We start from the raw sequence: 21,880 nt of genomic DNA on the forward strand, positions 1-21,880 counted from the left end.
AGCACCTGTGAGCACCTTGAACAACGCGTTCGCGGACCACCCGATCTCGCTCACCGCCCCGAGCGGCATCGACCGCGCCGCCCACCACCGCCTCGACGAGGCATGGCTCGCCGCGGCGTGGAGCCACCCCAGCACCCGGGTCTTCGTGGTCTCCGGCGGCCAGGTGCTGATCGACGACACCCCGGACGGCCGCACCGAACTGGTGATGACCCCGGCGTTCGAGGCACCCGTCACCGAGACCCACCGCTACTTCCTGGGCACCGACCCCGACGGCGTCTCCTACTTCGCGCTCCAGAAGGACAGCCTGCCGGGCCGCATGGACCAGTCGGCCCGGCCGGCCGGGCTGCGCGAGGCGGGCCTGCTGCTCTCGCCGCGCGACGCCGGACTGATGGTGCACGCGGTGGCCCTGGAGAACTGGCAGCGGCTGCACCGCTTCTGCTCGCGCTGCGGCGAACGCACGGTCATCGCCGCCGCCGGCCACATCCGCCGCTGCCAGGCGTGCGGCGCCGAGCACTACCCGCGCACCGACCCCGCCGTCATCATGATCGTGACGGACGACCAGGACCGCGCCCTGCTCGGCCGCCAGGTGCACTGGCCCGAGGGCCGGTTCTCCACCCTGGCCGGATTCGTCGAGCCGGGGGAGTCCATCGAGCAGGCCGTGGTCCGCGAGGTCTTCGAGGAGGCGGGCGTCACGGTCGGCGAGGTCGAGTACGTCGCCAGCCAGCCCTGGCCCTTCCCGTCCAGCCTGATGCTGGGCTTCTTCGCCCGGGCGACCTCCGACGAGATCACCGTCGACGGCGACGAGATCCAGGAGGCCCGCTGGTTCTCCCGCGAGGAACTCGGCGCCGCCTTCGCCTCGGGCGAGGTCCTCCCGCCGTACGGGATCTCCATCGCGTCCCGCCTGATCGAGCTCTGGTACGGCAAGCCGCTGCCGAAGCCGGGCGACGTGGTCTGACCGCCTTCGCCGGGGCTACGTGCCGCCGGCAACGGAACAGCCCCCTCCCGATCCTTCGGGAGGGGGCTGTTCTCAGCCATGTACGGCCACGGCCACCGGTGCCTCAGACCGCGAGGGCCTGCTTGACCTGCGCCAGGCTCGGGTTCGTCATGACGACCTCGGAACCGCCCGTCGACGGGACCACACGGACCGTCGGAACGGTCTGGTTGCCGCCGTTGGCCTCCTCGACGAACTTCGCCGAGTCCGGGTCCTGCTCGATGTTGATCTCCGTGTACGCGATGCCCTCGCGGTCCAGCTGGCTCTTCAGCCGGCGGCAGTAGCCGCACCACGTCGTGCTGTACATCGTCACAGTGCCCTGCATGGCCTGGTGCTCCTTAGGTCTCCGTCGTGCGATCGGCTCCGGGGCGAAGCCCGGGGTCGGTGCCGAGGACAAGAACGTACGCCGAACCCCCGCCATTCCCGCAATGCGAGCCGCGATCCGGATCCGGGCAGGGAGCCGGGCAGGGAGCCGGGCAGGGAGTCGGGCAGCGCGGGGCAGGGCGCCGGGCAGGGATCCGGGGCCGGGGCCGTGCCCGGCGCCCGGGCCCCGTGATTCGTATGACCGGACCGGCCCGCCTGTGGACAAGCCGCCGCACCCACCCCGCCGAACCTGGCAGCATGGCTGATGTGACAGCAGCGACGCACTCCTCCCTCTTCCCGCAGGTCCCCGAGTCGGCCGACGCGGTGCTCGACGGGCTCGACCCCGAGCAGCGCGAGGTCGCCCTGGCCCTGCACGGCCCCGTGTGCGTCCTCGCCGGAGCCGGCACCGGCAAGACCCGCGCCATCACCCACCGCATCGCCTACGGGGTCCGCGCGGGCATCCTGCCGCCCGCAGGCGTGCTCGCCGTCACCTTCACCAACCGCGCCGCCGGAGAGATGCGCGGCCGGCTCCGCGAGCTCGGCGCCGGCGGCGTCCAGGCCCGCACCTTCCACTCCGCCGCCCTCCGCCAGCTCCAGTACTTCTGGCCGAAAGCAGTCGGCGGCGACCTGCCCCGCCTCCTGGAACGGAAGATCCAGCTCGTCGCCGAAGCCGCCGCCCGCTGCCGCATCCGCCTCGACCGCAACGAGCTCCGCGACGTCACCGGCGAGATCGAATGGGCCAAGGTCACCCAGACCGTCCCCGCCGACTACCCCGCCGCCGTCGCCAAAACCACCCGCGACGCCCCCCGCGACCCCGCCGAGATCAGCCAGATCTACGCCACGTACGAACAGCTCAAGCGCGACCGCGACGTCATCGACTTCGAGGACGTCCTGCTCCTCACCGTCGGCATCCTCCAGGACCGCCACGACATCGCCGACCAGATCCGCCGCCAGTACCAGCACTTCGTCGTCGACGAGTACCAGGACGTCTCCCCCCTCCAGCAGCGCCTCCTGGAACTCTGGATGGGCGACCGCGACAACCTGTGCGTCGTCGGCGACGCCAGCCAGACCATCTACTCCTTCACCGGCGCCACCCCCGACCACCTGCTGAACTTCCGCACCCGGCACCCCAGCGCCACCGTCGTCAAACTGATCCGCGACTACCGCTCCACCCCCCAGGTCGTCCACCTCGCCAACGGCCTCCTCAGCCAGGCCCGCGGCCGCGCCGCCGAACACCGCCTCGAACTCGTCTCCCAGCGCGACCCCGGACCCGACCCCGCCTACACCGAATACCCCGACGAACCCACCGAGGCCGAAGGCACCGCCCGCCGCATCCGCGACCTCATCGCCGCCGGCGTCCCCGCCGGCGAGATCGCCGTCCTCTACCGCATCAACGCCCAGTCCGAGGTCTACGAACAGGCCCTCGCCGACGCGGGCGTCCCCTACCAGCTGCGCGGCGCCGAGCGCTTCTTCGAACGCCAGGAAGTCCGCGAAGCCGGCGTCGCCCTCCGCGGCGCCGCCCGCGCCGGCGGCAACGACTCCCTCCTCGACGACGCCGACGACCTCCCCTCCCAGGTCCGCGCCGTCCTCTCCACCAAGGGCTGGACCAGCGAACCCCCCACCGGCTCCGGCGCCGTCCGCGACCGCTGGGAATCCCTCGCCGCCCTCGTCCGGCTCGCCGAGGACTACGCCCGTGCCAAACCCGGCGCCACCCTCTCCGACCTCGTCGCCGAACTCGACGAACGCGCCGCCGCCCAGCACGCCCCCACCGTCCAAGGCGTCACCCTCGCGTCCCTGCACGCCGCCAAGGGCCTCGAATGGGACGCCGTCTTCCTCGTCGGCCTCACCGAAGGCATGATGCCGATCACCTACGCCAAGACCGACGAGCAGATCGAGGAAGAACGCCGCCTGCTCTACGTCGGCGTCACCCGCGCCCGCCTCCACCTCTCCCTCTCCTGGGCCCTCTCCCGCGCCCCCGGCGGCCGCGCCTCCCGCCGCCCCACCCGCTTCCTCAAGGGCCTGCGCCCCGGCTCAGGACCCCTCGGCGCCTCCGGCGGCGCGGGCGGCGCGGGCGGCGTCGACCGAGGCAGCGGCGGCGGCCGCCGCAAGCGCCGCGGCCCCGTCCTCTGCCGGGTCTGCGGCACCACCCTCACCGACGCCGGCGAGATGAAGCTCATGCGCTGCGAAGGCTGCCCCTCCGACATGGACGAAGGGCTCTACGAGCGACTCCGCGAGTGGCGCATGGAACAGGCCCGCGAGCTCGGCCAGCCCGCCTATTGCGTGTTCACCGACAAGACGCTCATGGCCATCGCCGAACAGGTCCCCGGCACCGACGGAGAGCTCGCCGGGATCTCCGGCGTCGGCGCCCGCAAGCTCGACCGCTTCGGAGCCGACGTACTCGCCATCTGCGCAGGTCAGGAGCCTGGCGGAAGCCACGAAGAAGAGTGAGAAAAACTCGTGGCAAAAATAGTTTGCGCCCGCCCCACCACGCCCCATAGGTTCTTAACCACGACACAGCGGCTTCTCCGAAGCCCTGTCCTCGTGCTGTACTTGTCCAAATGAACATGAAGGTCCGGCTCACACCGAACCTTCCGAGACGCCGAGAGGAGGCGATTCCAGTGATCAGCATCACCACCAGCTCCATCAAGACCAGCACCGCCAAAATGACCGATCTCTCGGTCGCCTCCGCCTGCTCGCTCGGCCTCTCCGTCGCGCTCGCTCCCATCGCCCTCCGTGGCACCGGTCTGTCCGGCGCCGGCCTGCCTCTCGGCATGTCCGGCCTCCTGATGGACCGGCCCGAGGGCAATGAGCGACCGACCAAGGCACTGGAAGCAGTAGAGGGCAAGGCCAAGGGCTTTACCTATGGCTTTGCGGCGACCAGTGCCGGCAACCAGCAGCAGACGACGCAGCACCACACGATGTGGGCCTTCCGTGGGCTCGAACCCTGGAGTGATCCAGCCTGATCGACGATCAGGCCGGCGCCTTCAGGGCCGCGGAACCCCACCAGGGATCCGCGGCCCTTCTGTTTGTCCCCGAACGGGGCTGACGGAACGAAGGGGCCTCGGGACCAAGCAGTGACCGGTACCAGCCGAAACCCCGGCCCACCAGGCCGGAACGACCAGACGAGGAAAAACACCCCGTGCAACTCGAAGCGCACGCCGCCCCGTCCGTACCGCCTTCCGAAACGATCCCGCCGCCCCGCCGCACGGAGGACTCCACCTTGACCCCCCTCACCGCGCTCACCGCGCTCGACGACGCCATCGAGAACCTCGGCGTACCCGTCCCCTGCCGCTCGTACGACCCCGAGGTCTTCTTCGCCGAGTCCCCGGCCGACGTCGAGTACGCCAAAGCGCTCTGCAAGACCTGCCCGCTGATGGAGGCATGCCTCGCCGGCGCCATCGAGCGCCGCGAGCCCTGGGGCGTCTGGGGCGGCGAGCTCTTCGTCCAGGGCGTGGTCGTCGCCCGCAAGCGGCCCCGCGGCCGCCCGCGCAAGAACCCGGTCGCGGCATGAACGCCACCGGAACCATCGACCGCCCCCTCACGCACGATCCCCAGAAGCAGGCCCCGATGACGACGCCCGCCCCCCACGAGCCCTCCGGCTCCGCAACCCCAGACGTTTCGATCATTGGCGCGAACCGCTCGCGTCAGAACAGGACCCGTGAGATGCAACTCATCCCAGAAGCCCTGGCCCGTGCCCATATGCACGACCGCCTTCGCGAGGCCGACCGCGACCGACAGGCCGTCCGCCTGATCGCCGCCCGCCGCATGCAGCGCCGCGCCGAGCGCGTCTCGCTGCGCGCCCGCCGCGCCCTCGCCATGGCCGTCATGCACTGAGCCACGCCACCCGAACACCCGCGGGGGCCGGTCCGAACGGACCGGCCCCCGCGGTGCGTTGCCCCGAACCCGGGCACTCCCCGAGTTATCGTCACCAAGGTGAACGAACCACCCACCGCAGAGTCGCCCACCACCCCCGCGCCCGCCACAGGCCCCGCCACCTCGGCCACCACGCGCGCCGACCAGCCCGCCCTCGTCTGCGCCCGCTGCGGCAAGCCCACCCAGGAACTCCCCCTCACCTGGACCTGCTCGGTGGAGAACGGCACCCGCCACTACTTCTGCGACGACTGCGCCCGCACCCACCTCAGAGCCATCGAAGGCCGACTCGACTCCGCCTGGTGGTGACCCCGGCGTACCCCGACCGCCACCCCAGCCGCCGCACCGGCCGCCACACCGGACCCACGCTCACGAAGACTCGGCAGGCGCGACGAACCCCGGCAACCACTCCGCCAACTCGTCCCGCAACCGCACCGTCGCACCCAACTGGCACAGCACCCCGATCGTGCTCAACGTCACACGGTGAATCAGCAGATACGACGGCGGCAGATTCAACTGCCGCCCCAACTGATGCGCCGGAGACCGAGGATCCGCGATCCGCGCCGCCTGCGCCCGCAGCCACCCCCGCGTGAACTCGAACGCCTCCACCTCCGCCGGCTCGATGATCGGCACCAGATACTCGAGCACCGCATCCGGATCCAGCGCCACCGACTCCTTCACGAAGCCCTCCGCGCACAACAACGCGTACACCGGCTCCGCCCGCCCCTCCAACGTCATCCGCAGACACGCACCGATCGTCTCCGGCAACCCACCCGGCAACCGGTCCACCGTCCCGAAGTCCAACACCCCGAGCCGCCACGAACCCGGCTCACCCCCCTCCGGACCGTCCACCGCCCCACCCGGCAACAACCGGAAATTCCCCGGATGCGGATCCGCGTGCAACAACCCCGTCCGCGCCGGACCCGAGAACAAGAACCGCGCCAACAACTGCCCCGCCCGATCCCGCTGCTCCCGCGACCCCTCCGCGATCACCTCCGACAACGGAATCCCGTCCAGCCACTCCGTCACCAACACCTGCTCCGACTGATGCACCACCGCCGGAACCACCACATCCGGATCATCCGCGAACACCACCGCGTGCGCCCGCTGCGACGCCGCCTCAAGGCCGTAGTCCAACTCCTCCTCGACCCGGTCCCGCAGCTCCTTGATCAACGGCTTGATGTCCATCCCCGGAATCAGCGGCCCCAGCAACCGGGCGAACCGGCTCAACTGCGTCAGATCCGACAGCAGCGCCGCCCCCGCCCCCGGGTACTGCACCTTCACCGCCACCTCACGGCCGTCGTGCCACACCGCCCGGTGCACCTGACCGATCGACGCCGCCGCCGCGGGCTTGTCCTCGAACTCCAGGAACAGCTCCCGCCACCCCTCGCCCAGCCGCTCCGCGAGCACCCCGTGCACCGTCCGCGTCGGCATCGGCGGCGCCGCATCCTGCAACTTCGTCAGCGCCGCCCGATACGGGCCCGCCACCTCCTCCGGCAACGCGGACTCGAAGACGGACAGCGCCTGCCCGAACTTCATCGCCCCGCCCTTCAGCTCACCGAGCACCTTGAACAACTGCTCGGCGGTCCGCTGCTGCAGCTCCCGCGCCACCAGCTCGGCGGACTTCCCACCGATCCGCTTGCCCAGACCCCACGTGGCCCGCCCGGCGAAGCCCAACGGCAACGCGGCCAGCTTGGCCGTCCGGGTGACCGCCTTCCGGGGAAGATCAGACATACGCCCTCCAAGTCCCAGCTGCCGTGCCGCGGGCCGGCTACCCCGCCATTGTGTCGTGCCCCCCTCGCGAACCGGCCGCACGTTCCCCCTCGCCGTCGCGCCGGGCACCACACCCGCACTCCGGATGCGGCCGCACCGGCTCCGACCGCCACTCCAGCAACGGCAACGACACCTCCCACCGCGCCCCCGTCGACGACGGCAGATCCCCGTCGAGGAACGACAACGCGTGCGCCGCCGCCAGACCCGCCACCGCCGACGCCAGCGTCACATCACAGGCGGGCAGCGGATGGCGCCGCCCCGACCGCCACTGCACCGGAAGCCGCGGCCACACCGGCTCCCGGTCCGCCAGCTCCCGCTGCATGCACCCGGCACAGGCCGTCCCGCCCGGCAGCACCAACGGCCCCACCACCCCCGTCGCCTCAAGGACCCCCGCGTACAGATGCGGGGTACCGGTCGCGAGCCAGGCGTCCGCGGGCAGCGGATCGGGCACATAGGCCCCGAGCCCGTCCCGCGGTGCCACGACCACCAACGCGATCCCGGCCTCTTCGGGGGCCCCACCCCCTCCCCCTCCCCCCGCCCCCACCCCTCCCCTTTCCCCCGTGGTGTCGCGTGGCCCTCCCCGGGGGCCGGTGGCCGCTGGTGGGCGACCGGTCGGTGTACTGCGGCGGACCAGGCGGGTGGCCGCCCGGGCGCGGCGGTCGCCGACGGCTTCCGGGGGGAGGCCGCCGGGGGAGACCTCCCATGGGGTGACCGTGCCGGAGTCGAGGACTTCGACATGGCCGATGCCCGCGGCCGCGAGGAGCGCCGCGATGGCCGCGCCGACCCGGCCCGCGCCGCGGACCTGGACCCGCAGCGCGCGGCGGGCGGTCAGGGCGCGGGCCGCCCCGTCGGGGGCCGGGTGGACCACCGAGAGGGAGGCCAGGTCGGCCCGGACCGGGTCGAGCTCGGGGTCGGCGCGTCCGGTGGGCCGGGCGGACGCGTCGGCGATCAGTCCGGCGTCGGCGAGCCGGGCGAGCAGTGCCTCCAGATGTTCCGGGGATCTGCCCAGGGCGGCGGCCTCCGCCCGGAGCAGATCCATGCCTCTCGTGCCGTCGAGGAGGTCGATCAGACTGCCTGTCGTCGTGTCGATCGGCCCCACGACCACCGCGTGGGCGGGGGTGACGCCGAACTGCACGTACTTCAGATTTCGCCAGGCCCGGCGCAGTGCGGGCTTCACCATCGGATGCATCGCCACCCCCGTGAATCGCTTCTGGGGTCAGCTTGCCCAGTTGTGGCGGAGGGGGTGGAAAGTTGTCCACAGGGCTGAGGCATTAGTCATTCGAATGCGCCGGTGCGGGACTTCCACCGGGGCCAGCGGGTAACGTCGGGGCCGTGCCGGCCGACCCACAGCGAAGCGTGACGAGCAGACCGCCCAGCGGTCCGGCGGCGAGCGCGGTCGAGGTCCGCAGGAGCTCCCGCCGGAGCCGTACCGTGTCCGCCTATCGTGAGGGGGACCGGACGATCGTGCTGATCCCCGCCCGGATGTCGGAGGCGGAGGAGCAGCGCTGGGTGACGGTGATGCTGGACAAGCTGGCGGCGCAGGAGAGCAAGCGGGTGCTCGGGGACACCGAGCTGACGGAGCGCGCGGCCCGGCTGTCCGAGCAGTATTTCGACGGCAGGGCGCGGCCCGCGTCGGTGCGCTGGGTGACGAACCAGAACACCCGCTGGGGGTCGTGCACCCCGTCCGAGGGAAGTATCCGGCTGTCGCACCGGCTGCAGGGCATGCCGGAGTACGTGGTCGATTACGTGCTCTGCCATGAGCTGGCGCACCTCCTTGTGCCGGGGCACGGGCCGCGGTTCTGGCGGCTGCTCGACGCGTATCCGCGGACCGAGCGGGCGCGTGGCTATCTGGAGGGTGTGGTCGCGGCGGCGCGGCTGCCGCATCCGCCGGGCGGCGACCGCGAGGACTGACCGTCCGTGGACGGGGGCCGGGCGCGGCCGGCTTGTGCTCCGGTTCTGTACCGAAGCGCCCCGGGCCTGCCGCATTGTCCGGGGCACCCGTTAGCCTGGCGCGACGCATTCGTCGTTTCGGGATGGGGGACGGTCGTCACACATGGCCAGGGAATTCCAACGCGGCCACAAGGCCAAGATCAGTGATCTCACGGCGGGGACCGATCTGTATGTGGGTGTGCAGATCTCCGGTCCCGGCTTGACCTTCGACATCAGCTGTTTCGGCCTGGACGCCGAGGAGCGGCTCTCGGACGACCGCTATTTCGTCTTCTTCAACCAGCCGAAGTCGCCGGAGGAGTCCCTTCAGCTGCTGGGCGCGCAGGCCGGGGACACCGAGTCGTTCCGGGTGACGCTCGACCGGATCCCGGCGAGCATCCACAAGCTGTCGTTCACCGCGACCCTCGACGGCACCGGGCAGATGTCGCAGATCGGCCCTGGCTGGATCCGGATTGTCGCGGGCGGTGAGGAGGTCGCCCGGTACGCGTTCGACGGGGCGGAGTTCTCCACCGAGCGTGCGGTGATGCTGGGCGATTTCTATCTGAAGGACGTGTGGCGGTTCGCCGCGGTCGGGCAGGGCTTCGACGGTGGTCTTGAGGCGTTGCTGAAGAACTTCGGCGGCGAGGTCGCCGAGGAGGAGCCCGCGCCGGAGCCGCCCGCCGCGGCCGCCGCGCCCGGGTTCGCGCCGCCCGCGCAGGCCGCCGCGCCGCCCGCGCAGGCCGCCGCGCCGCCCGCGTTCGGCGTGCCCGCCGCCCCGGCTCCGGCTCCCGCACCGGCGGCGCCGGCCCCGCCGCCGTCGTTCGGTGCCCCGCCCGCGCCCGCACCGGCCCCCGCGCCGATGCATTCGGCGCCGACCATGGTCGCCCCGATGGCGCCCGCCCCGGCTCCGGCTCCCGCGCCGCCCGCCCCGCCGGGCCCCGCGCCCGCCCCGTACGGCCAGGTCCCGGGCCAGGTCCCGGGCCAGCCGCCGTACGGGCAGCCCGCCCCCGCCCCCTACGGGCAACCGCAGCAATTCGGCCAGGTGCCGCCGCAGGGCATGCCGCCGCAGGGCATGCCCCCGGGCCCCGGCATGGCCCCGCAGGGCATGGCACCGGCCCAGGCCATGCCGGCCGCCGGGGCCGGGCTCGCCGCCGCGCTCGCGCCGTACAAGGAGACCGCGACCGGCGCCCGCTGGACGCCGCAGAACCAGCAGCTGATGCGGGTCGACCTCGGCATGGGCGGGGTGCCCGTGCTCGCCCGGCAGGGCTCGATGGTCATGTACCAGGGGAAGGTCGACTTCTCCTACAAGGGCGCCGGATTCGCCGGCCGGATCGTCGGCAACGCCACCGGCCAGGAGATGCAGCTGATGCGCTGCACCGGCCGCGGCCAGGTGTTCCTCGCCGAGAACGGCGCCCATCTGCACCCGATCGAGCTCCAGGGCGACGCGATCTGCGTCTCCGCCGAGAACGTGCTCGCCTTCGACGAGTCGCTGCACCACGAGGTGCGCCGGATCGAGGGCCACGGCATCCCCGGCGGCGCGCTGTTCACCATGCAGTTCCAGGGCTCCGGCACCGTCATCGTGAAGACCCACGGCACGCCCGTCGTGCTGCCGGTCACCCCGACGACGTTCGCCGACTGCAACGCCGTCGTCGCCTGGTCGGCCGCCTCCCAGGTGATCCTTTCCAGCCAGGTCAGGCTGCGCCGCAACGCCTACCCGGGGCACAGCGGCGAAACCGTGAACCTGCAGTTCCGGGGCGCCCCCGGCAACTTCATCGTCGTCCAGCCCTACGAGGTCTGAGGAGCCCGGCACCATGAACCAGCAACTCGCGGGCTACGCCCCGACCCCGGTCACGGCCCGGATGGAGAACCACGGCCGGTCCATGCTCAAGGTCGCCATGGCGAGCGGCCAGGACCTCTTCGCGCGCACCGGCTCGATGGTCGCGTACGAGGGCTTCGTGACGTACGAGCCGAACCCGCCGGCGGTACGGCAGATGGCGTCCCAGTGGCTCACCGGCGAGGGCGCGCCGTTGATGAAGTGCTCCGGTGACGGACTGCTCTATCTCGCCGACTACGGCGCCGACGTCGTCGTCGTCAACCTCAACAACGACGCCCTGTCGGTGAACGGCAGCAACCTCCTCGCGTTCGACGCGCACCTTCAGTGGGGCGTGGAACGGGTCAAGGGGCTCGCCAAGTTCGCCGGGCAGGGCCTGTTCAACGTGCAGATCGCGGGCACCGGCTGGGTCGCGCTGACCTCGCGCGGCACGCCGATCGTGGTCGACTGCGGACGTGGCGAGGACGAGACGTACGTGGACCCGGACGCGCTCGTGGCCTGGTCGCCCGCCCTGAAGGTGAAGGGCAAGCGCAGCTTCAAGGCGTCCTCGCTGATCGGGCGGGGCAGCGGCGAGGCGTTCCAGATGGCCTTCTCGGGCCAGGGCATCGTCGTCGTACAGCCGAGCGAGGACAGCACCGACCGCCTGCGGGTCCGGGGCTGAGGGGGAGCGAGAACAATCATGCAGAGCCCGCTTTTCAACTACGCCGAGCAGCAGAGCCAGGAGCGTTACGTCGTGCAGAACCCGCAGCTGCTGCGGGTGACGCTGGGCGGTCACGACGACGTCCTCGCCCGTAAGGGTGCGATGGTCGCGTACCAGGGTCTGGTCGACTTCGACGGCGAGTACAAGTCGCCGAACCAGCGGCGTTCCCGGGCGCGCACCGGTGAGGGTCTGGATCTGATGCGCTGTTCGGGGCAGGGCACGGTGTACTTCGCGAACCTCGCGCAGTACATCCATGTGGTGGACGTCGACCCGGAGGGGATGACCGTCGACAGCGCGTACGTGCTCGCGCTCGACTCGACCCTGCACACCGAGGTCATCGCCGTGGACAGCCAGTACGGGGTGTCCGGGACCGGCAAGTACCAGCTGAACATCACCGGGCGCGGCAAGGTGGCGCTGATGACGTCGGGTCAGCCGCTGATGATGCTGGTGACGCCCGACAAGTACGTGAACGTCGACGCGGACGCGATCGTCGCCTGGTCGGCCGGGCTGCGGGTGCAGATGCAGGCGCAGACGGTGAACAGCAGTGTGATGCGGCGCCGAGGGAACACGGGGGAGGGCTGGGAGCTCAGTTTCCTCGGGCAGGGGTACGCGCTGGTGCAGCCGAGCGAGGTGATGCCGCCGCAGCACGCGGCGCTCGGTCAGGGTGTCGCCGCCCAGTTCGGGGTGGGGCAGCACGGGGCGCGCGGGCAGAACCAGGGCAACGTCTGGAGCTGAGCCCGCGACCGTACGGGCCCGGTGGGCATGAGTGAGGGGCGGTCTCCGTGGAGACCGCCCCTCGCCTTCTTGTGGCGGCGGTACGGGCCGATGGCCTTCTCGCCGCGGTACGGGCCTACAGGCGGCGCAGCGTCGCCGTCAGCAGTTCGGCGACCGACGTGTCCGCCACGTCGGCGACCTCGTCGTAGTCGAACCAGCGCAGGTCGAGCGACTCGTCGCTGATCCGCTCGGCCGCGCCGGCCGGGGTGAGCGCCGCGTACTGCACGTCGAGGTGCCAGTTGCAGGGCGCCGGGATCGGGTGCCGGTCCAGGCGCACCGGGCCGCCGGGGAGCAGCGTCAGTCCTTCGATGCCGGACTCCTCGGCGCCCTCGCGGAGCGCGGCGGCCTCGACGGTCGGGTCGCCGGGCTCGCAGTGGCCGCCCATCTGCAGCCACATGTTGAGCTTCTTGTGGAGGGTGAGCAGCACCTTCCCGCGGGTCGGGTCGACGACCAGGGCGCTGGCGGTGAGGTGGCCCGCCGTGCACGGCTTGTACATGCCGTCGGGGTGGGTGGCCAGATGGTCCAGGTAGGTCTGGCGCAGCTCTTCCTGGTCCCCGTACCCCTTGAGGACGAGGACCGCGTCGTCGTACAGGCTCACTTCGCGTCGTCGCCCTTGCCCTCGGTGTCCTCGGTGCCCTGGCCGTCCTGGCCGTCCTGGCCGTCCTGGCCGTCCTGGTTCTCCGGGGCGGTCCCGGGCGCGTTGCCCTTGGCGGCCTCGCCGAGCATCTTGTCGAGCTCGGAGAAGTCCAGGTGCTCGCGGTGCACGAAGCCGTCCGGGTCGTCCAGGTCGGTCGCCGTCGGCAGCATGTCCGGGTGCTCCCACAGGCCGTCCCGGCCGTCGACGCCGCGCGCGTCGGTGAGCGACGCCCACAGCCGGGAGGCGTCGCGCAGCCGGCGCGGGCGCAGTTCGAGACCGATCAGGGTGGCGAAGGTCTGCTCGGCGGGGCCGCCGGAGGCCCGGCGGCGGCGCAGCGTCTCGCGGAGCGCGTCCGCCGACGTCAGGCGGGACTTCGCGGCCTCGTGGACGACCGCGTCGACCCAGCCCTCGACGAGCGCGAGCGCCGTCTCCAGGCGGGCCAGGGCGGCCTTCTGCTCGGGGGTGTCCTCGGGCTGGAACATGCCCTGCTGGAGTGCTTCCTGAAGCTGCTCGGGGTGCGTCGGGTCGAGCTGGCCCACCGCCTCCTCCAGCTTCGCGGTGTCGACCTTGATGCCGCGGGCGTAGCCCTCGACGGCGCCGAACAGGTGCGAGCGCAGCCACGGCACATGGGCGAAGAGCCGCTGGTGGGCGGCCTCGCGCAGGGCCAGGTAGAGGCGGACCTCGTCGGACGGGACGCCGAGGTCCTTGCCGAACGCCTCGATGTTCAGCGGCAGCAGCGCGGCCTTCCCGGCCGGGCCGAGCGGCAGGCCGACGTCGGTCGAGCCGACGACCTCGCCCGCGAGCGCGCCGACGGCCTGCCCGATCTGCTGGCCGAACATGGCGCCGCCCATGGAGCGCATCATGCCGATCAGCGGGCCCGCCATGGCCTGCATCTCCTCGGGCAGCACATCGCCCATGGCGGTGCCGACCCGCTCGGCGACCGGGTCGACGAGCTGCTGCCAGGCCGGGAGGGTCGCCTCGACCCATTCGGCGCGGCTCCACGCCACGGCCGTGCCCGCGCCCGACGGCAGCGAGGTGACGGCGTCGAGCCACAGGTCGGCGAGGCGCACCGCCTCCTCGACGGCGGCCTTCTCGGCCGGGCCCACGCTGGCGTCCTTGGTGCCGTCGGGGGTGCCCTGGGCCACCACCTGGCGGGCGATCTGCTTGGCCATGTCCCAGTTGACCGGGCCGCCCTCGTAGCTGAGCATCTGGCCGAGCTGCTGGAAGGCGGCGCCCAGGTCCTGCGGGTTCAGCGAGCCGAACATCGCGGCGAACGGGTTGTCGCCGCCCGGGCCGCCGATGCCACCCATGCCGGGCAGGCCGCCGAAGCCGAACGGGTTGCCGCCGCCCTGGCCACCGGACCCCTGGTCACCGGCCCCCTGGCCACCTCCGGTGGGGTCCTTCTTCTTGCCCTCGTCGCCGTTGTCCGGCTCCTCCGGCGGAAGGCCGAATCCGAATGGTGTGTCGCTCACAGGTTTCCTCGGCTCGTCAGGCCGTCGGCTGCTGCCGACGGCGGCTCTCTCGGCTCGGCTCGCCTCCCCGATGCCACACCACCAGCGTAGGCGGTGGGTCACCGGTCGGTCCTGGCCCGCGCGGCCGCCACCACCTGACATCCGTCCGGATCCGGGCTCGGTGCTCCGTGGAGCCGTGGCCTGGGGCAGGATGGACGCCACCTGGTACGTACGCGTCATTCGGGTACGTACTGAAGACAACCGCTGGAGACGCCCGGTGAGTTCCCCTGATCCTCAGGTTCGCGCAGCGCGAAACCACTCAACCAGGTCCGCCGCGCGCGGGCCCGTCGTCGCGGTCACCGGTGCCGCGTCCGGCGTCGGAGACCTGCTGACCCGGCGCCTGGCCGCGTCCGACGAGATCAAGCGGGTCGTCGCCATCGACGAGCGCCGGGGCGACGTCGTGGACGCGCAGTGGCACATCCTCGACGTCCGCGACCCGGCGATCGCCGAGAAGCTGCGCGGCGCGGACGTCGTCGTGCACCTCGCGGTCGACCTGGACCTGGAGACCGACCCGGCGGCGCGCACCGCGTACAACGTGCGCGGCACCCAGACGGTGCTGACGGCGGCCGCCGCGGCCGGGGTGCACCGGGTGGTGCTGTGCACGTCGACGATGGTCTACGGGGCGCTGCCCGACAACGACATCCCGCTGTCGGAGGACGCCGAGCTGCGTGCCACGGCGGAGGCCACGGGCGTCGGCGACATGCTGGAGATCGAGCGGCTCGCCCGCCGGGCGCCGCGCGCCCACCCCGGCCTGAACGTGACCGTGGTGCGTCCCGCGGTGCTGGTCGGCGGTACGGACACGGCGCTGACCCGCTACTTCGAGTCGCCGCGGCTCCTCGTGGTCGCCGGATCGCGGCCCACCTGGCAGTTCTGCCACGTCGACGACCTGGTGAGCGCCCTGGAGTACGCGGCCCTGGAGAAGGTCGAGGGCGAGTTCGCGGTCGGCTGCGAGGGCTGGCTGGAGCAGGAGGAGGTCGAGGAGCTGTCGGGGATCCGGCGGATGGAGCTGCCGTCGGCGGTCGCGCTCGGCGCGGCGGCCCGGCTGCACCGGATCGGGCTCACCCCGTCACCGGCGGGCGACCTCGCGTACACGATGCATCCGTGGGTGGTGAGCGTCGGGCGGCTGCACGACGCGGGCTGGCGGCCGCGCTGGACGAACGAGGAGGTGCTTGCGGCGCTCCTGGAGGAGGTGCAGGGCCGGCACACCGTCGCCGGGCGGCGGCTCGGCCGCAAGGACGCGACGGCGGCCGGCGCGGCCGGTGCGACGGTGGCGCTGCTCGGCACGGCGGCCCTCGTCCGGCAGATGCGCAAGCGGCGCGGCCTGTAGGACCCTCCTACGGGGGGTCCCCGGCCCCCGGTGGAAAACGCTATTCCGCGCTGTCGGTGCGGTACGGCACGATGGAGGCATGGCGCAGACGCACACCCCCAGCGACCACCCCGGTGAGCTGGCCTCGGACGACCCGATCAAGCTCCTCGCGATCCGTGACACCCCGCTGTCGGTCGACGAGGTGTTCCGCGCCGTCGGCGACGACGCGGCGGGCGGCACGACGCTGTTCGTCGGCACCGTCCGCAACCACGACGGGGGCGCCGACGTCGACGCCCTGGGCTACTCCTGCCACCCCACCGCCGAGGCCGAGCTGCGCCGCGTCGCCGAGAAGGTCGTCGCCGACTACCCGGTGCGCGCCCTGGCCGCCGTCCACCGGGTGGGTGACCTCCGAGTGGGTGACCTCGCGGTCGTCGTCGCCGTCTCCTGCCCGCACCGCGGCGAGGCGTTCGAGGCGTGCCGCAAGCTGATCGACGACCTCAAGCACGAGGTGCCGATCTGGAAGCACCAGAAGTTCTCCGATGGCACCGAGGAATGGGTCGGCGCCGGGTCCTGCTGACCTCCCGCACCGGTTCACCGAGGGTTCCCGACGAGGGTTCGACGAGGGCCCGCGGAGGGCCTGCGGGCGGCTCCCCGAGGGTGTTGTCGCTGCGCTGGGTGACCGGCCGGTGGCAAGGCGCCACGCCGACGAGGGGTAGTCGAACGCCCCGATTTGCGTAACCGCCCCCCAGGCAGGAGCGTTGGGTTCGCGGATGAATAATCTGCTGATCCACTCACTGGGGACCACTGGGGATGGGAGGTCGGGATGGCGGCGCTGGCCTGGTTGCTGATTCCGCTTTTCGCCGTCATCGGCGCGGCGATATGGGGAAGCTGGGCATCACGGAACAAGACCATCGGTGACGTCGCGGAGCTCGCGGGCTACGCGCGGTTCAGGGACGCCATGGAGCGCACCCACGTCACCTCCGACCCAGCGGCCGCCCCGGCCTCCGCTTCGGCCCGGCCGGAGCGTGACTTCGTCACCCCCGCCGCGGTCGCACCGGCCGCCGCCACCGCCCCGTCGACCCCCGCCGCGTGACGCCGTAACGGTCCTCGGCGCGGCCCCGGTTCTCGTACGGACCGCCCCAGGGGTGCACTCACAGGCCGGTCCCGTACTGTCGTTCCATGCCACGCCGCACCGCGACGATGCTCGCCTCCACCCTGGTCCTGATCACGCTGCTCTGTGTCGGCGTCCTCATCCCGGTGCCGTACGCGGAGATGAGCCCCGGCCCGACGGTGAACACCCTCGGCGACGCGCGCGGCGAGCCCGTGCTGAAGATCTCGGGACACCAGACCTACCCGACCTCCGGGCACCTCAACATGACGACGGTCCGGGTCACCGGCGCGGACTACCGGATGAACGGGTTCGAGGCCGTCTACGGCTGGCTGGCCCACGACAGCGTCGTCGTCCCGCACGACACCCTCTACCCGGACGGCAAGACCGAGGAGCAGTCGAGCCAGGAGAACGCCGAGGAGTTCAGTCAGTCGCAGGAGAGCGCCAAGGTCGCCGCCCTGAAGGAGCTGAAGATCCCGGTCACCACCCGGGTCGTGGTCGCCACCGTCGTCAAGGGCACCCCCGCCGAGGGCAAGCTGCACGCCGGTGACGTGATCCGCGCCGTCGACGGGGTGGCCGTCAAGGAACCCGGCGACGTCGCCAAGCAGGTCACCAAGCGCAAGCCCGGCCAGGAGGTCGTCTTCACCGTCGTCCCGGCCAAGGAGGCCGCGGCCGCCGAGAAGGCCCACAAGGACGCCACCACCACCCAGCGGGTCGTCATCAGGACGGTCAAGTCGGAGGAGGGCGACCGGGCCATCGTCGGCATCCAGGCCGGCACCGACCACGTGTTCCCGTTCACCATCGACATCAACCTGGCCGACGTCGGCGGCCCCAGCGCCGGTCTGATGTTCGCGCTCGGCATCGTCGACAAGCTGACGCCGGGACAGCTCACCGGCGGCAAGTTCATCGCCGGCACCGGCACCATCGACGACAAGGGCAAGGTCGGCCCGATCGGCGGCATCGAGATGAAGCTGGTCGGCGCGCGCAAGGCGGGCGCCGAGTACTTCCTCACCCCGGCCGACAACTGCGCCGCCGCGGCCGCCGACACCCCCGACGGGCTCACCCTGATCAAGGTGAACACCATCGACGACGCCACCAAGGCGCTTGAGAAGATCCGCGCCGGGGACACGAAGTCGCTCACCGGCTGCGCCAAGGGCTGAGCCCCGGGACCGGAGCGGGGGATCCGGGGTCCGGGGTCCGGGGTCCGGGGTCTGATATCCGGGATATCGGATCCGATGTCCCGGATCCGATATCGGATATCCGAAATCTGATATCCGGGCCCCGCGTCCCGGGCCCCGCGTCCCGGGCCCCGCGTCCCGGGCCCCGCGTACTGGGGCCCGGATCCCCGCGGCCTCAGGACTCGAACGTCGCCGCCAGCGCGTCCGCGAGCCCCGGCACCAGGTCGGGGCCGGTCAGGACCTCGGTCGCGGTGTCCTTCTCGCGCAGCCGGATCGCCGCCTCACGGGCGCCGGTACGCAGCACCGCGACCGTCATCCGCACCTCCTGGCGGTCCGGGTGACGGGCCACCCACTTCGCCAGGGCGGCCTCCTTCAGGCCCTTCGGCACGGCCGCCTCCGCCGACGGCGGCAGCATCAGCCGCTCCACCGTCAGCGCGCAGCCCGCCACACCGGCCGGCCAGGCGATGGTGCCGAGGAACTCGTCGAGGGCCTTGCCGCGCGGCAGCTCCTCCTGCTCGATAGGGGTGTACGTGGTGGTCTCGGCGCCCCCGGCACCCAGCTGGGCCGCCAGCTTGGGCTCCTGGGCGCGCAGCCGGGCGGTGTCGACGAGGGCGAAGAGCCGGGCCGGCCGGTCCCAGCCGAGACCCGACGCGTACTCGTCGATCTCGAGCACGGCACGGGTGAGGGGGCTCGTGGCCATCGGAGGGCCGGAGGGGGAAAGGTTGGACATGACCAATATCCTGCCTCCTCTTCCCCCCAGGACGGGAACTAGGTAAAGCCTCAGTAAGTTGCACCAGTGGGCTCTACGATCGCGGAGCCTGCTTTCCGCGTCACACGACGCACATGACGCACACGACCAGACGCATCAACCCGAGGGGCGCACGTTGGCTTTCCAGATGCCGGACCGCGGAGGCGGCACAGGTCCTTCGGGACCGAGGATCAGAGTCGGCCGGCCGTCCCGGCGCGCCCGCACCCTGCTGATGACGCTGGGTGTGCTGGCGGTCCTCGCCATGGCGTTCGTGATGTTCGCCGGGTTCTGGACCGACTGGCTGTGGTTCAGGTCCGTCCACTACTCGTCCGTGTTCACCACCACCCTGTGGACCAAGATCGGGCTCTTCCTGGTCTTCGGCCTGCTCATGGCGCTCGCCGTCGGCCTGAACATCTGGCTGGCCCACCGGCTGCGGCCGCCGCTCAGCGCGATGTCGCTGGAGCAGCAGAGCCTCGACCGCTACCGGATGGGCGTGGCGCCCTACCGCAAGTGGGTGCTGCTCGCCGTCGCCGTCCTCGTCGGCCTGATCGCCGGCGCCTCCGCGTCCGGCCAGTGGCGCACCTGGCTGATGTGGGTCAACGGGGTGCCGTTCGGCCAGAAGGACCCCCAGTTCGGGCTCGACGTCGCGTTCTACGCGTTCGACCTGCCCTGGTACCGGTTCCTGCTGGCGTTCGGCTTCGCCGCCACCGTGCTCTCGCTGATCGCCGCCGCGCTCACCCACTACCTGTACGGCGGGCTGCGGATCACCAGCCCCGGCGCGCGCGCGACCGCCGCCGCGACCGGCCACCTGTCGGTGCTGCTCGGCGTCTTCGTGACCCTGAAGGCGGTGGCGTACTGGCTCGACCGGTACGGCCTGGCGGTGAAGTCCAGCGACTTCAAGGCCACCGGCAACTGGACAGGACTGCGCTACGTCGACGCCAACGCCTACCTCCCGGCGAAGACCATCCTGTTCTGCATCGCCGCGATCTGCGCCGTGCTGTTCTTCGCCACCCTGTGGCGGCGCACCTGGCAGCTGCCGGTGATCGGCTTCGGCCTGATGGTGCTCTCGGCGATCCTCATCGGCGGCCTGTACCCGGCGATCGTGCAGAAGTTCCAGGTCCAGCCGAACGAGCAGGCCAAGGAAGCCGAGTACATCAAGAAGAACATCGACGCGACCCGCAAGGCGTACGCGATCGACTCGACGAAGGCCGAGGACTACTCGGGCAAGTCGACCGTGAAGGCGAAGGACCAGCTGCGCGCGGACGCGGACACGGCGGCCAGCTACCGGCTGATCGACCCGAACGTCGTCTCGCCGACCTTCCAGCAGCTGGAGCAGAAGCGGAAGTACTACCAGTTCCCGCTCACCCTGGACGTCGACCGCTACAACGGCAAGGACACCGTCGTCGGTCTGCGTGAGCTCAACATCAAGGGCATCCCGAAGCGGAACTGGATCAACGACCACTTCACCTACACCCACGGGTACGGCGCCATCATGGCGACCGGCACCCAGACCGACGCCAACGGCTCCCCGGTCTTCACCGAGCAGGGCCTGCCGACCACCGGGATGCTCCCGAAGTACGAGCAGCGCATCTACTACGGCGAGAAGACCGACCAGTACTCGATCGTCGGCGGGCCCCAGAAGGAGCTCGACTACGAGGACAACGGCGAGAAGACCACCAGCTACGAGGGCAAGAGCGGCGTCAGCCTCTCCAACGCCTTCAACCGCGCCGCCTACGCGGTCGCGTTCAGCGAGCCGCAGATCCTCTACTCGGGAGCCATCGGCGACGGCTCGCGGATCCTGTACAACCGCACCCCCAAGGAGCGGGTCGAGGCCGTCGCGCCGTGGCTGACCATCGACGGCGACGCCTACCCGGCGGTCGTCGACGGCCGCATCCAGTGGATCGTCGACGCGTACACGACCACCAACGGCTACCCGTACGCGTCGCGCACCACGCTGGGCGAGTCCACGGCCGACGCCCTGACGGTCGGCAACCAGCAGCGCGCGGTCGTCGCCCAGCAGAACCAGGTCAACTACATCCGCAACTCGGTGAAGGCCACCGTCGACGCCTACGACGGCACGGTCAACCTGTACCAGTGGGACACCGAGGACCCGGTCCTGAAGACCTGGATGAAGGCGTTCCCCGGCACGGTCAAGGACCGCGCCGACATCAAGCCCGACCTGCTGGCCCACCTGCGCTACCCGCAGGACATGTTCAAGGTCCAGCGCGAGCTGCTCACCCGCTACCACGTGCAGGACCCGGCGCAGTTCTACAGCGGCTCGGACGCCTGGCAGGTGCCGGACGACCCGACCAACAAGGACGGCAACGCGGTCCCGCCGTACTACCTGAGCATCAAGATGCCCGGGGACGACAAGCAGAACTTCTCGCTGACGACCACGTTCACGCCCAACGGGCGGCCGAACCTGGGGGCGTTCATGGCAGTCGACGCCGACGCCAACAGCAAGGACTACGGCCGCATAAGGCTGTTGTCGGTCACCGAGGACGTGCCAGGACCCGAACAGGTGCAGAACAAGCTCAACAGCCTGCCGTCGGTGGCGACGTTCGTCCGTGACATGAAGGGCGCCGACTCCGACATCATCTACGGCAATCTGCTCACCGTCCCGCTCGACGGCGGCTTCCTGTACGTGGAACCGGTGTACGCCCAGGGCCGCAACGCCCAGTACCCGCTCCTGAAGAAGGTCGCCGTGTCGTACGTGGACGCGGACCAGCCGAAGGGCGACACCACCAAGGACACCACGGTGTTCGCGGACAACCTGACGGGCGCCCTCAACGCGGTCTTCGGGGTGGAGGGCACCACCAAGCCGCCCACCACCGAGCCGCCGGGCACCAAGCCGCCGACGCCCACCACCAACGACGCCGCGCTGAAGCAGGCCATCGCCGACGCGCAGAAGGCGTACGACGACGGTGAGGCGGCGCTGCAGAAGGGTGACTGGGCGGCCTACGGCAAGTCCCAGGAGGCGCTGCAGGACGCCCTGCAGCGCGCGGCCGACGCCGGGGCGAAGCTCCAGACGCCGGCCCCGGGCGCGACGCAGGGCTCGACACCCGGCGGCAAGCCCAGTGGTACGCCGAGCGCACCGCCCGGCGGCACGCCGAGCACGCCACCGAGCAGCCCGCCCAGCCCGGGCGGCTGACCGGCGGACAAGC

The 21,880-nt window shown here is 71.5% G+C and carries 21 protein-coding genes; 15 read left to right on the top strand and 6 right to left on the bottom strand.

Annotation, left to right across the window (positions count from 1 at the left end; translation table 11 throughout):
* Positions 1 to 7: 7 nt before the first annotated feature.
* The gene (gene nudC / locus ACIPXM_RS05260; RefSeq protein ID WP_401652090.1) at positions 8 to 955 is read left to right on the top strand and encodes an NAD(+) diphosphatase; all 948 of its coding nucleotides are present in this window, start codon (positions 8 to 10) and stop codon (positions 953 to 955) included.
* Between the two features lie 103 nt (positions 956 to 1,058).
* On the opposite strand, the gene ACIPXM_RS05265 is transcribed toward nudC, so the two are convergent.
* Positions 1,059 to 1,316 carry a mycoredoxin gene (locus tag ACIPXM_RS05265; protein ID WP_401652092.1) on the bottom strand — a complete coding sequence of 86 codons (258 nt, stop codon included), beginning with the start codon at positions 1,314 to 1,316 and terminating at the stop codon, positions 1,059 to 1,061.
* 305 nt (positions 1,317 to 1,621) lie between these two features.
* Between ACIPXM_RS05265 and ACIPXM_RS05270 the strand changes: the two genes are divergently transcribed.
* The 5 genes from ACIPXM_RS05270 to ACIPXM_RS05290 all read left to right on the top strand — a co-directional run bounded on the left by ACIPXM_RS05270 (position 1,622) and on the right by ACIPXM_RS05290 (position 5,533).
* Positions 1,622 to 3,802, top strand: a complete 2,181-nt coding sequence (locus ACIPXM_RS05270) for an ATP-dependent DNA helicase UvrD2 (protein WP_401652513.1) — start codon at positions 1,622 to 1,624, stop codon at positions 3,800 to 3,802.
* A 170-nt stretch (positions 3,803 to 3,972) separates the two neighbouring features.
* The gene (locus tag ACIPXM_RS05275; RefSeq protein WP_401652094.1) at positions 3,973 to 4,317 is read left to right on the top strand and encodes a hypothetical protein; all 345 of its coding nucleotides are present in this window, start codon (positions 3,973 to 3,975) and stop codon (positions 4,315 to 4,317) included.
* Between the two features lie 176 nt (positions 4,318 to 4,493).
* On the top strand, positions 4,494 to 4,865 hold the full coding sequence (locus tag ACIPXM_RS05280; RefSeq protein ID WP_401652096.1) for a WhiB family transcriptional regulator: 372 nt from the start codon (positions 4,494 to 4,496) through the stop codon (positions 4,863 to 4,865).
* On the top strand, positions 4,862 to 5,188 hold the full coding sequence (locus tag ACIPXM_RS05285) for a hypothetical protein (protein ID WP_401652098.1): 327 nt from the start codon (positions 4,862 to 4,864) through the stop codon (positions 5,186 to 5,188). The genes ACIPXM_RS05280 and ACIPXM_RS05285 overlap by 4 nt, the downstream gene beginning before the upstream one ends.
* Positions 5,189 to 5,287: 99 nt before the next feature.
* Positions 5,288 to 5,533 carry a hypothetical protein gene (locus ACIPXM_RS05290; protein WP_401652100.1) on the top strand — a complete coding sequence of 82 codons (246 nt, stop codon included), beginning with the start codon at positions 5,288 to 5,290 and terminating at the stop codon, positions 5,531 to 5,533.
* 60 nt (positions 5,534 to 5,593) lie between these two features.
* Here ACIPXM_RS05290 and ACIPXM_RS05295 read toward each other — a convergent pair whose 3' ends face one another.
* Positions 5,594 to 6,958 carry an ABC1 kinase family protein gene (locus ACIPXM_RS05295; RefSeq protein ID WP_401652102.1) on the bottom strand — a complete coding sequence of 455 codons (1,365 nt, stop codon included), beginning with the start codon at positions 6,956 to 6,958 and terminating at the stop codon, positions 5,594 to 5,596.
* A 37-nt stretch (positions 6,959 to 6,995) separates the two neighbouring features.
* Positions 6,996 to 8,186, bottom strand: a complete 1,191-nt coding sequence (locus tag ACIPXM_RS05300) for a TOMM precursor leader peptide-binding protein (RefSeq protein WP_401652104.1) — start codon at positions 8,184 to 8,186, stop codon at positions 6,996 to 6,998.
* Between the two features lie 143 nt (positions 8,187 to 8,329).
* On the opposite strand from ACIPXM_RS05300, the gene ACIPXM_RS05305 reads away from it, so the two are divergent.
* The 4 genes from ACIPXM_RS05305 (at position 8,330) to ACIPXM_RS05320 (ending at position 12,189) form a co-directional block, all read left to right on the top strand.
* Complete coding sequence (locus ACIPXM_RS05305; protein ID WP_401652106.1) at positions 8,330 to 8,908, top strand: M48 family metallopeptidase; 579 nt, start codon at positions 8,330 to 8,332, stop codon at positions 8,906 to 8,908.
* Between the two features lie 142 nt (positions 8,909 to 9,050).
* Positions 9,051 to 10,721 (top strand): TerD family protein, encoded by a 1,671-nt coding sequence (locus ACIPXM_RS05310; protein WP_401652108.1) that lies wholly within the window; start codon positions 9,051 to 9,053, stop codon positions 10,719 to 10,721.
* A 13-nt stretch (positions 10,722 to 10,734) separates the two neighbouring features.
* The gene (locus ACIPXM_RS05315) at positions 10,735 to 11,415 is read left to right on the top strand and encodes an AIM24 family protein (protein ID WP_401652110.1); all 681 of its coding nucleotides are present in this window, start codon (positions 10,735 to 10,737) and stop codon (positions 11,413 to 11,415) included.
* Between the two features lie 18 nt (positions 11,416 to 11,433).
* A complete protein-coding gene (locus tag ACIPXM_RS05320) occupies positions 11,434 to 12,189 on the top strand; it encodes an AIM24 family protein (protein WP_401652112.1) in 756 nt (251 codons plus the stop codon).
* A 115-nt stretch (positions 12,190 to 12,304) separates the two neighbouring features.
* Here the strand turns inward: ACIPXM_RS05320 and ACIPXM_RS05325 are convergent, their stop codons facing one another.
* Positions 12,305 to 12,826: an NUDIX hydrolase gene (locus ACIPXM_RS05325; protein WP_401652114.1), complete on the bottom strand. Its 522-nt coding sequence runs from the start codon at positions 12,824 to 12,826 to the stop codon at positions 12,305 to 12,307.
* Entirely contained in the window at positions 12,823 to 14,337 is a 1,515-nt protein-coding gene (locus tag ACIPXM_RS05330) for a zinc-dependent metalloprotease (RefSeq protein ID WP_401652116.1), read from the bottom strand. The genes ACIPXM_RS05325 and ACIPXM_RS05330 overlap by 4 nt, the downstream gene beginning before the upstream one ends.
* A gap of 256 nt (positions 14,338 to 14,593) precedes the next feature.
* On the opposite strand from ACIPXM_RS05330, the gene ACIPXM_RS05335 reads away from it, so the two are divergent.
* The 4 genes from ACIPXM_RS05335 (at position 14,594) to ACIPXM_RS05350 (ending at position 17,950) form a co-directional block, all read left to right on the top strand.
* Complete coding sequence (locus ACIPXM_RS05335) at positions 14,594 to 15,703, top strand: SDR family oxidoreductase (protein WP_401652117.1); 1,110 nt, start codon at positions 14,594 to 14,596, stop codon at positions 15,701 to 15,703.
* 79 nt (positions 15,704 to 15,782) lie between these two features.
* Entirely contained in the window at positions 15,783 to 16,259 is a 477-nt protein-coding gene (locus tag ACIPXM_RS05340; RefSeq protein WP_401652119.1) for a molybdenum cofactor biosynthesis protein MoaE, read from the top strand.
* Between the two features lie 264 nt (positions 16,260 to 16,523).
* Positions 16,524 to 16,775, top strand: a complete 252-nt coding sequence (locus ACIPXM_RS05345; protein ID WP_401652529.1) for a hypothetical protein — start codon at positions 16,524 to 16,526, stop codon at positions 16,773 to 16,775.
* A gap of 86 nt (positions 16,776 to 16,861) precedes the next feature.
* Complete coding sequence (locus tag ACIPXM_RS05350) at positions 16,862 to 17,950, top strand: PDZ domain-containing protein (protein WP_401652121.1); 1,089 nt, start codon at positions 16,862 to 16,864, stop codon at positions 17,948 to 17,950.
* Positions 17,951 to 18,143: 193 nt separating this feature from the next.
* On the opposite strand, the gene ACIPXM_RS05355 is transcribed toward ACIPXM_RS05350, so the two are convergent.
* Entirely contained in the window at positions 18,144 to 18,698 is a 555-nt protein-coding gene (locus ACIPXM_RS05355) for a PPA1309 family protein (RefSeq protein ID WP_401652123.1), read from the bottom strand.
* Positions 18,699 to 18,864: 166 nt separating this feature from the next.
* On the opposite strand from ACIPXM_RS05355, the gene ACIPXM_RS05360 reads away from it, so the two are divergent.
* Positions 18,865 to 21,867: a UPF0182 family protein gene (locus tag ACIPXM_RS05360; protein WP_401652124.1), complete on the top strand. Its 3,003-nt coding sequence runs from the start codon at positions 18,865 to 18,867 to the stop codon at positions 21,865 to 21,867.
* Positions 21,868 to 21,880 lie beyond the last annotated feature (13 nt).

The sequence above is a fragment of the Streptomyces sp. NPDC090025 genome (assembly GCF_044748125.1).
Taxonomy (GTDB): Bacteria; Actinomycetota; Actinomycetes; order Streptomycetales; family Streptomycetaceae; genus Streptomyces.

What these genes read in the sequence shown, in the direction of transcription:
- ACIPXM_RS05265 (WP_401652092.1), bottom strand. Translation starts at nt 1,316, where the DNA reads ATGCAGGGCACTGTGACGATGTACAGCACGACGTGGTGCGGCTACTGC.
- ACIPXM_RS05285 (WP_401652098.1), top strand. Translation starts at nt 4,862, where the DNA reads ATGAACGCCACCGGAACCATCGACCGCCCCCTCACGCACGATCCCCAG.
- ACIPXM_RS05295 (WP_401652102.1), bottom strand. Translation starts at nt 6,958, where the DNA reads ATGTCTGATCTTCCCCGGAAGGCGGTCACCCGGACGGCCAAGCTGGCC.
- ACIPXM_RS05300 (WP_401652104.1), bottom strand. Translation starts at nt 8,186, where the DNA reads ATGCATCCGATGGTGAAGCCCGCACTGCGCCGGGCCTGGCGAAATCTG.
- ACIPXM_RS05310 (WP_401652108.1), top strand. Translation starts at nt 9,051, where the DNA reads ATGGCCAGGGAATTCCAACGCGGCCACAAGGCCAAGATCAGTGATCTC.
- ACIPXM_RS05315 (WP_401652110.1), top strand. Translation starts at nt 10,735, where the DNA reads ATGAACCAGCAACTCGCGGGCTACGCCCCGACCCCGGTCACGGCCCGG.
- ACIPXM_RS05320 (WP_401652112.1), top strand. Translation starts at nt 11,434, where the DNA reads ATGCAGAGCCCGCTTTTCAACTACGCCGAGCAGCAGAGCCAGGAGCGT.
- ACIPXM_RS05340 (WP_401652119.1), top strand. Translation starts at nt 15,783, where the DNA reads ATGGCGCAGACGCACACCCCCAGCGACCACCCCGGTGAGCTGGCCTCG.
- ACIPXM_RS05350 (WP_401652121.1), top strand. Translation starts at nt 16,862, where the DNA reads ATGCCACGCCGCACCGCGACGATGCTCGCCTCCACCCTGGTCCTGATC.
- ACIPXM_RS05355 (WP_401652123.1), bottom strand. Translation starts at nt 18,698, where the DNA reads ATGTCCAACCTTTCCCCCTCCGGCCCTCCGATGGCCACGAGCCCCCTC.
- ACIPXM_RS05360 (WP_401652124.1), top strand. Translation starts at nt 18,865, where the DNA reads ATGCCGGACCGCGGAGGCGGCACAGGTCCTTCGGGACCGAGGATCAGA.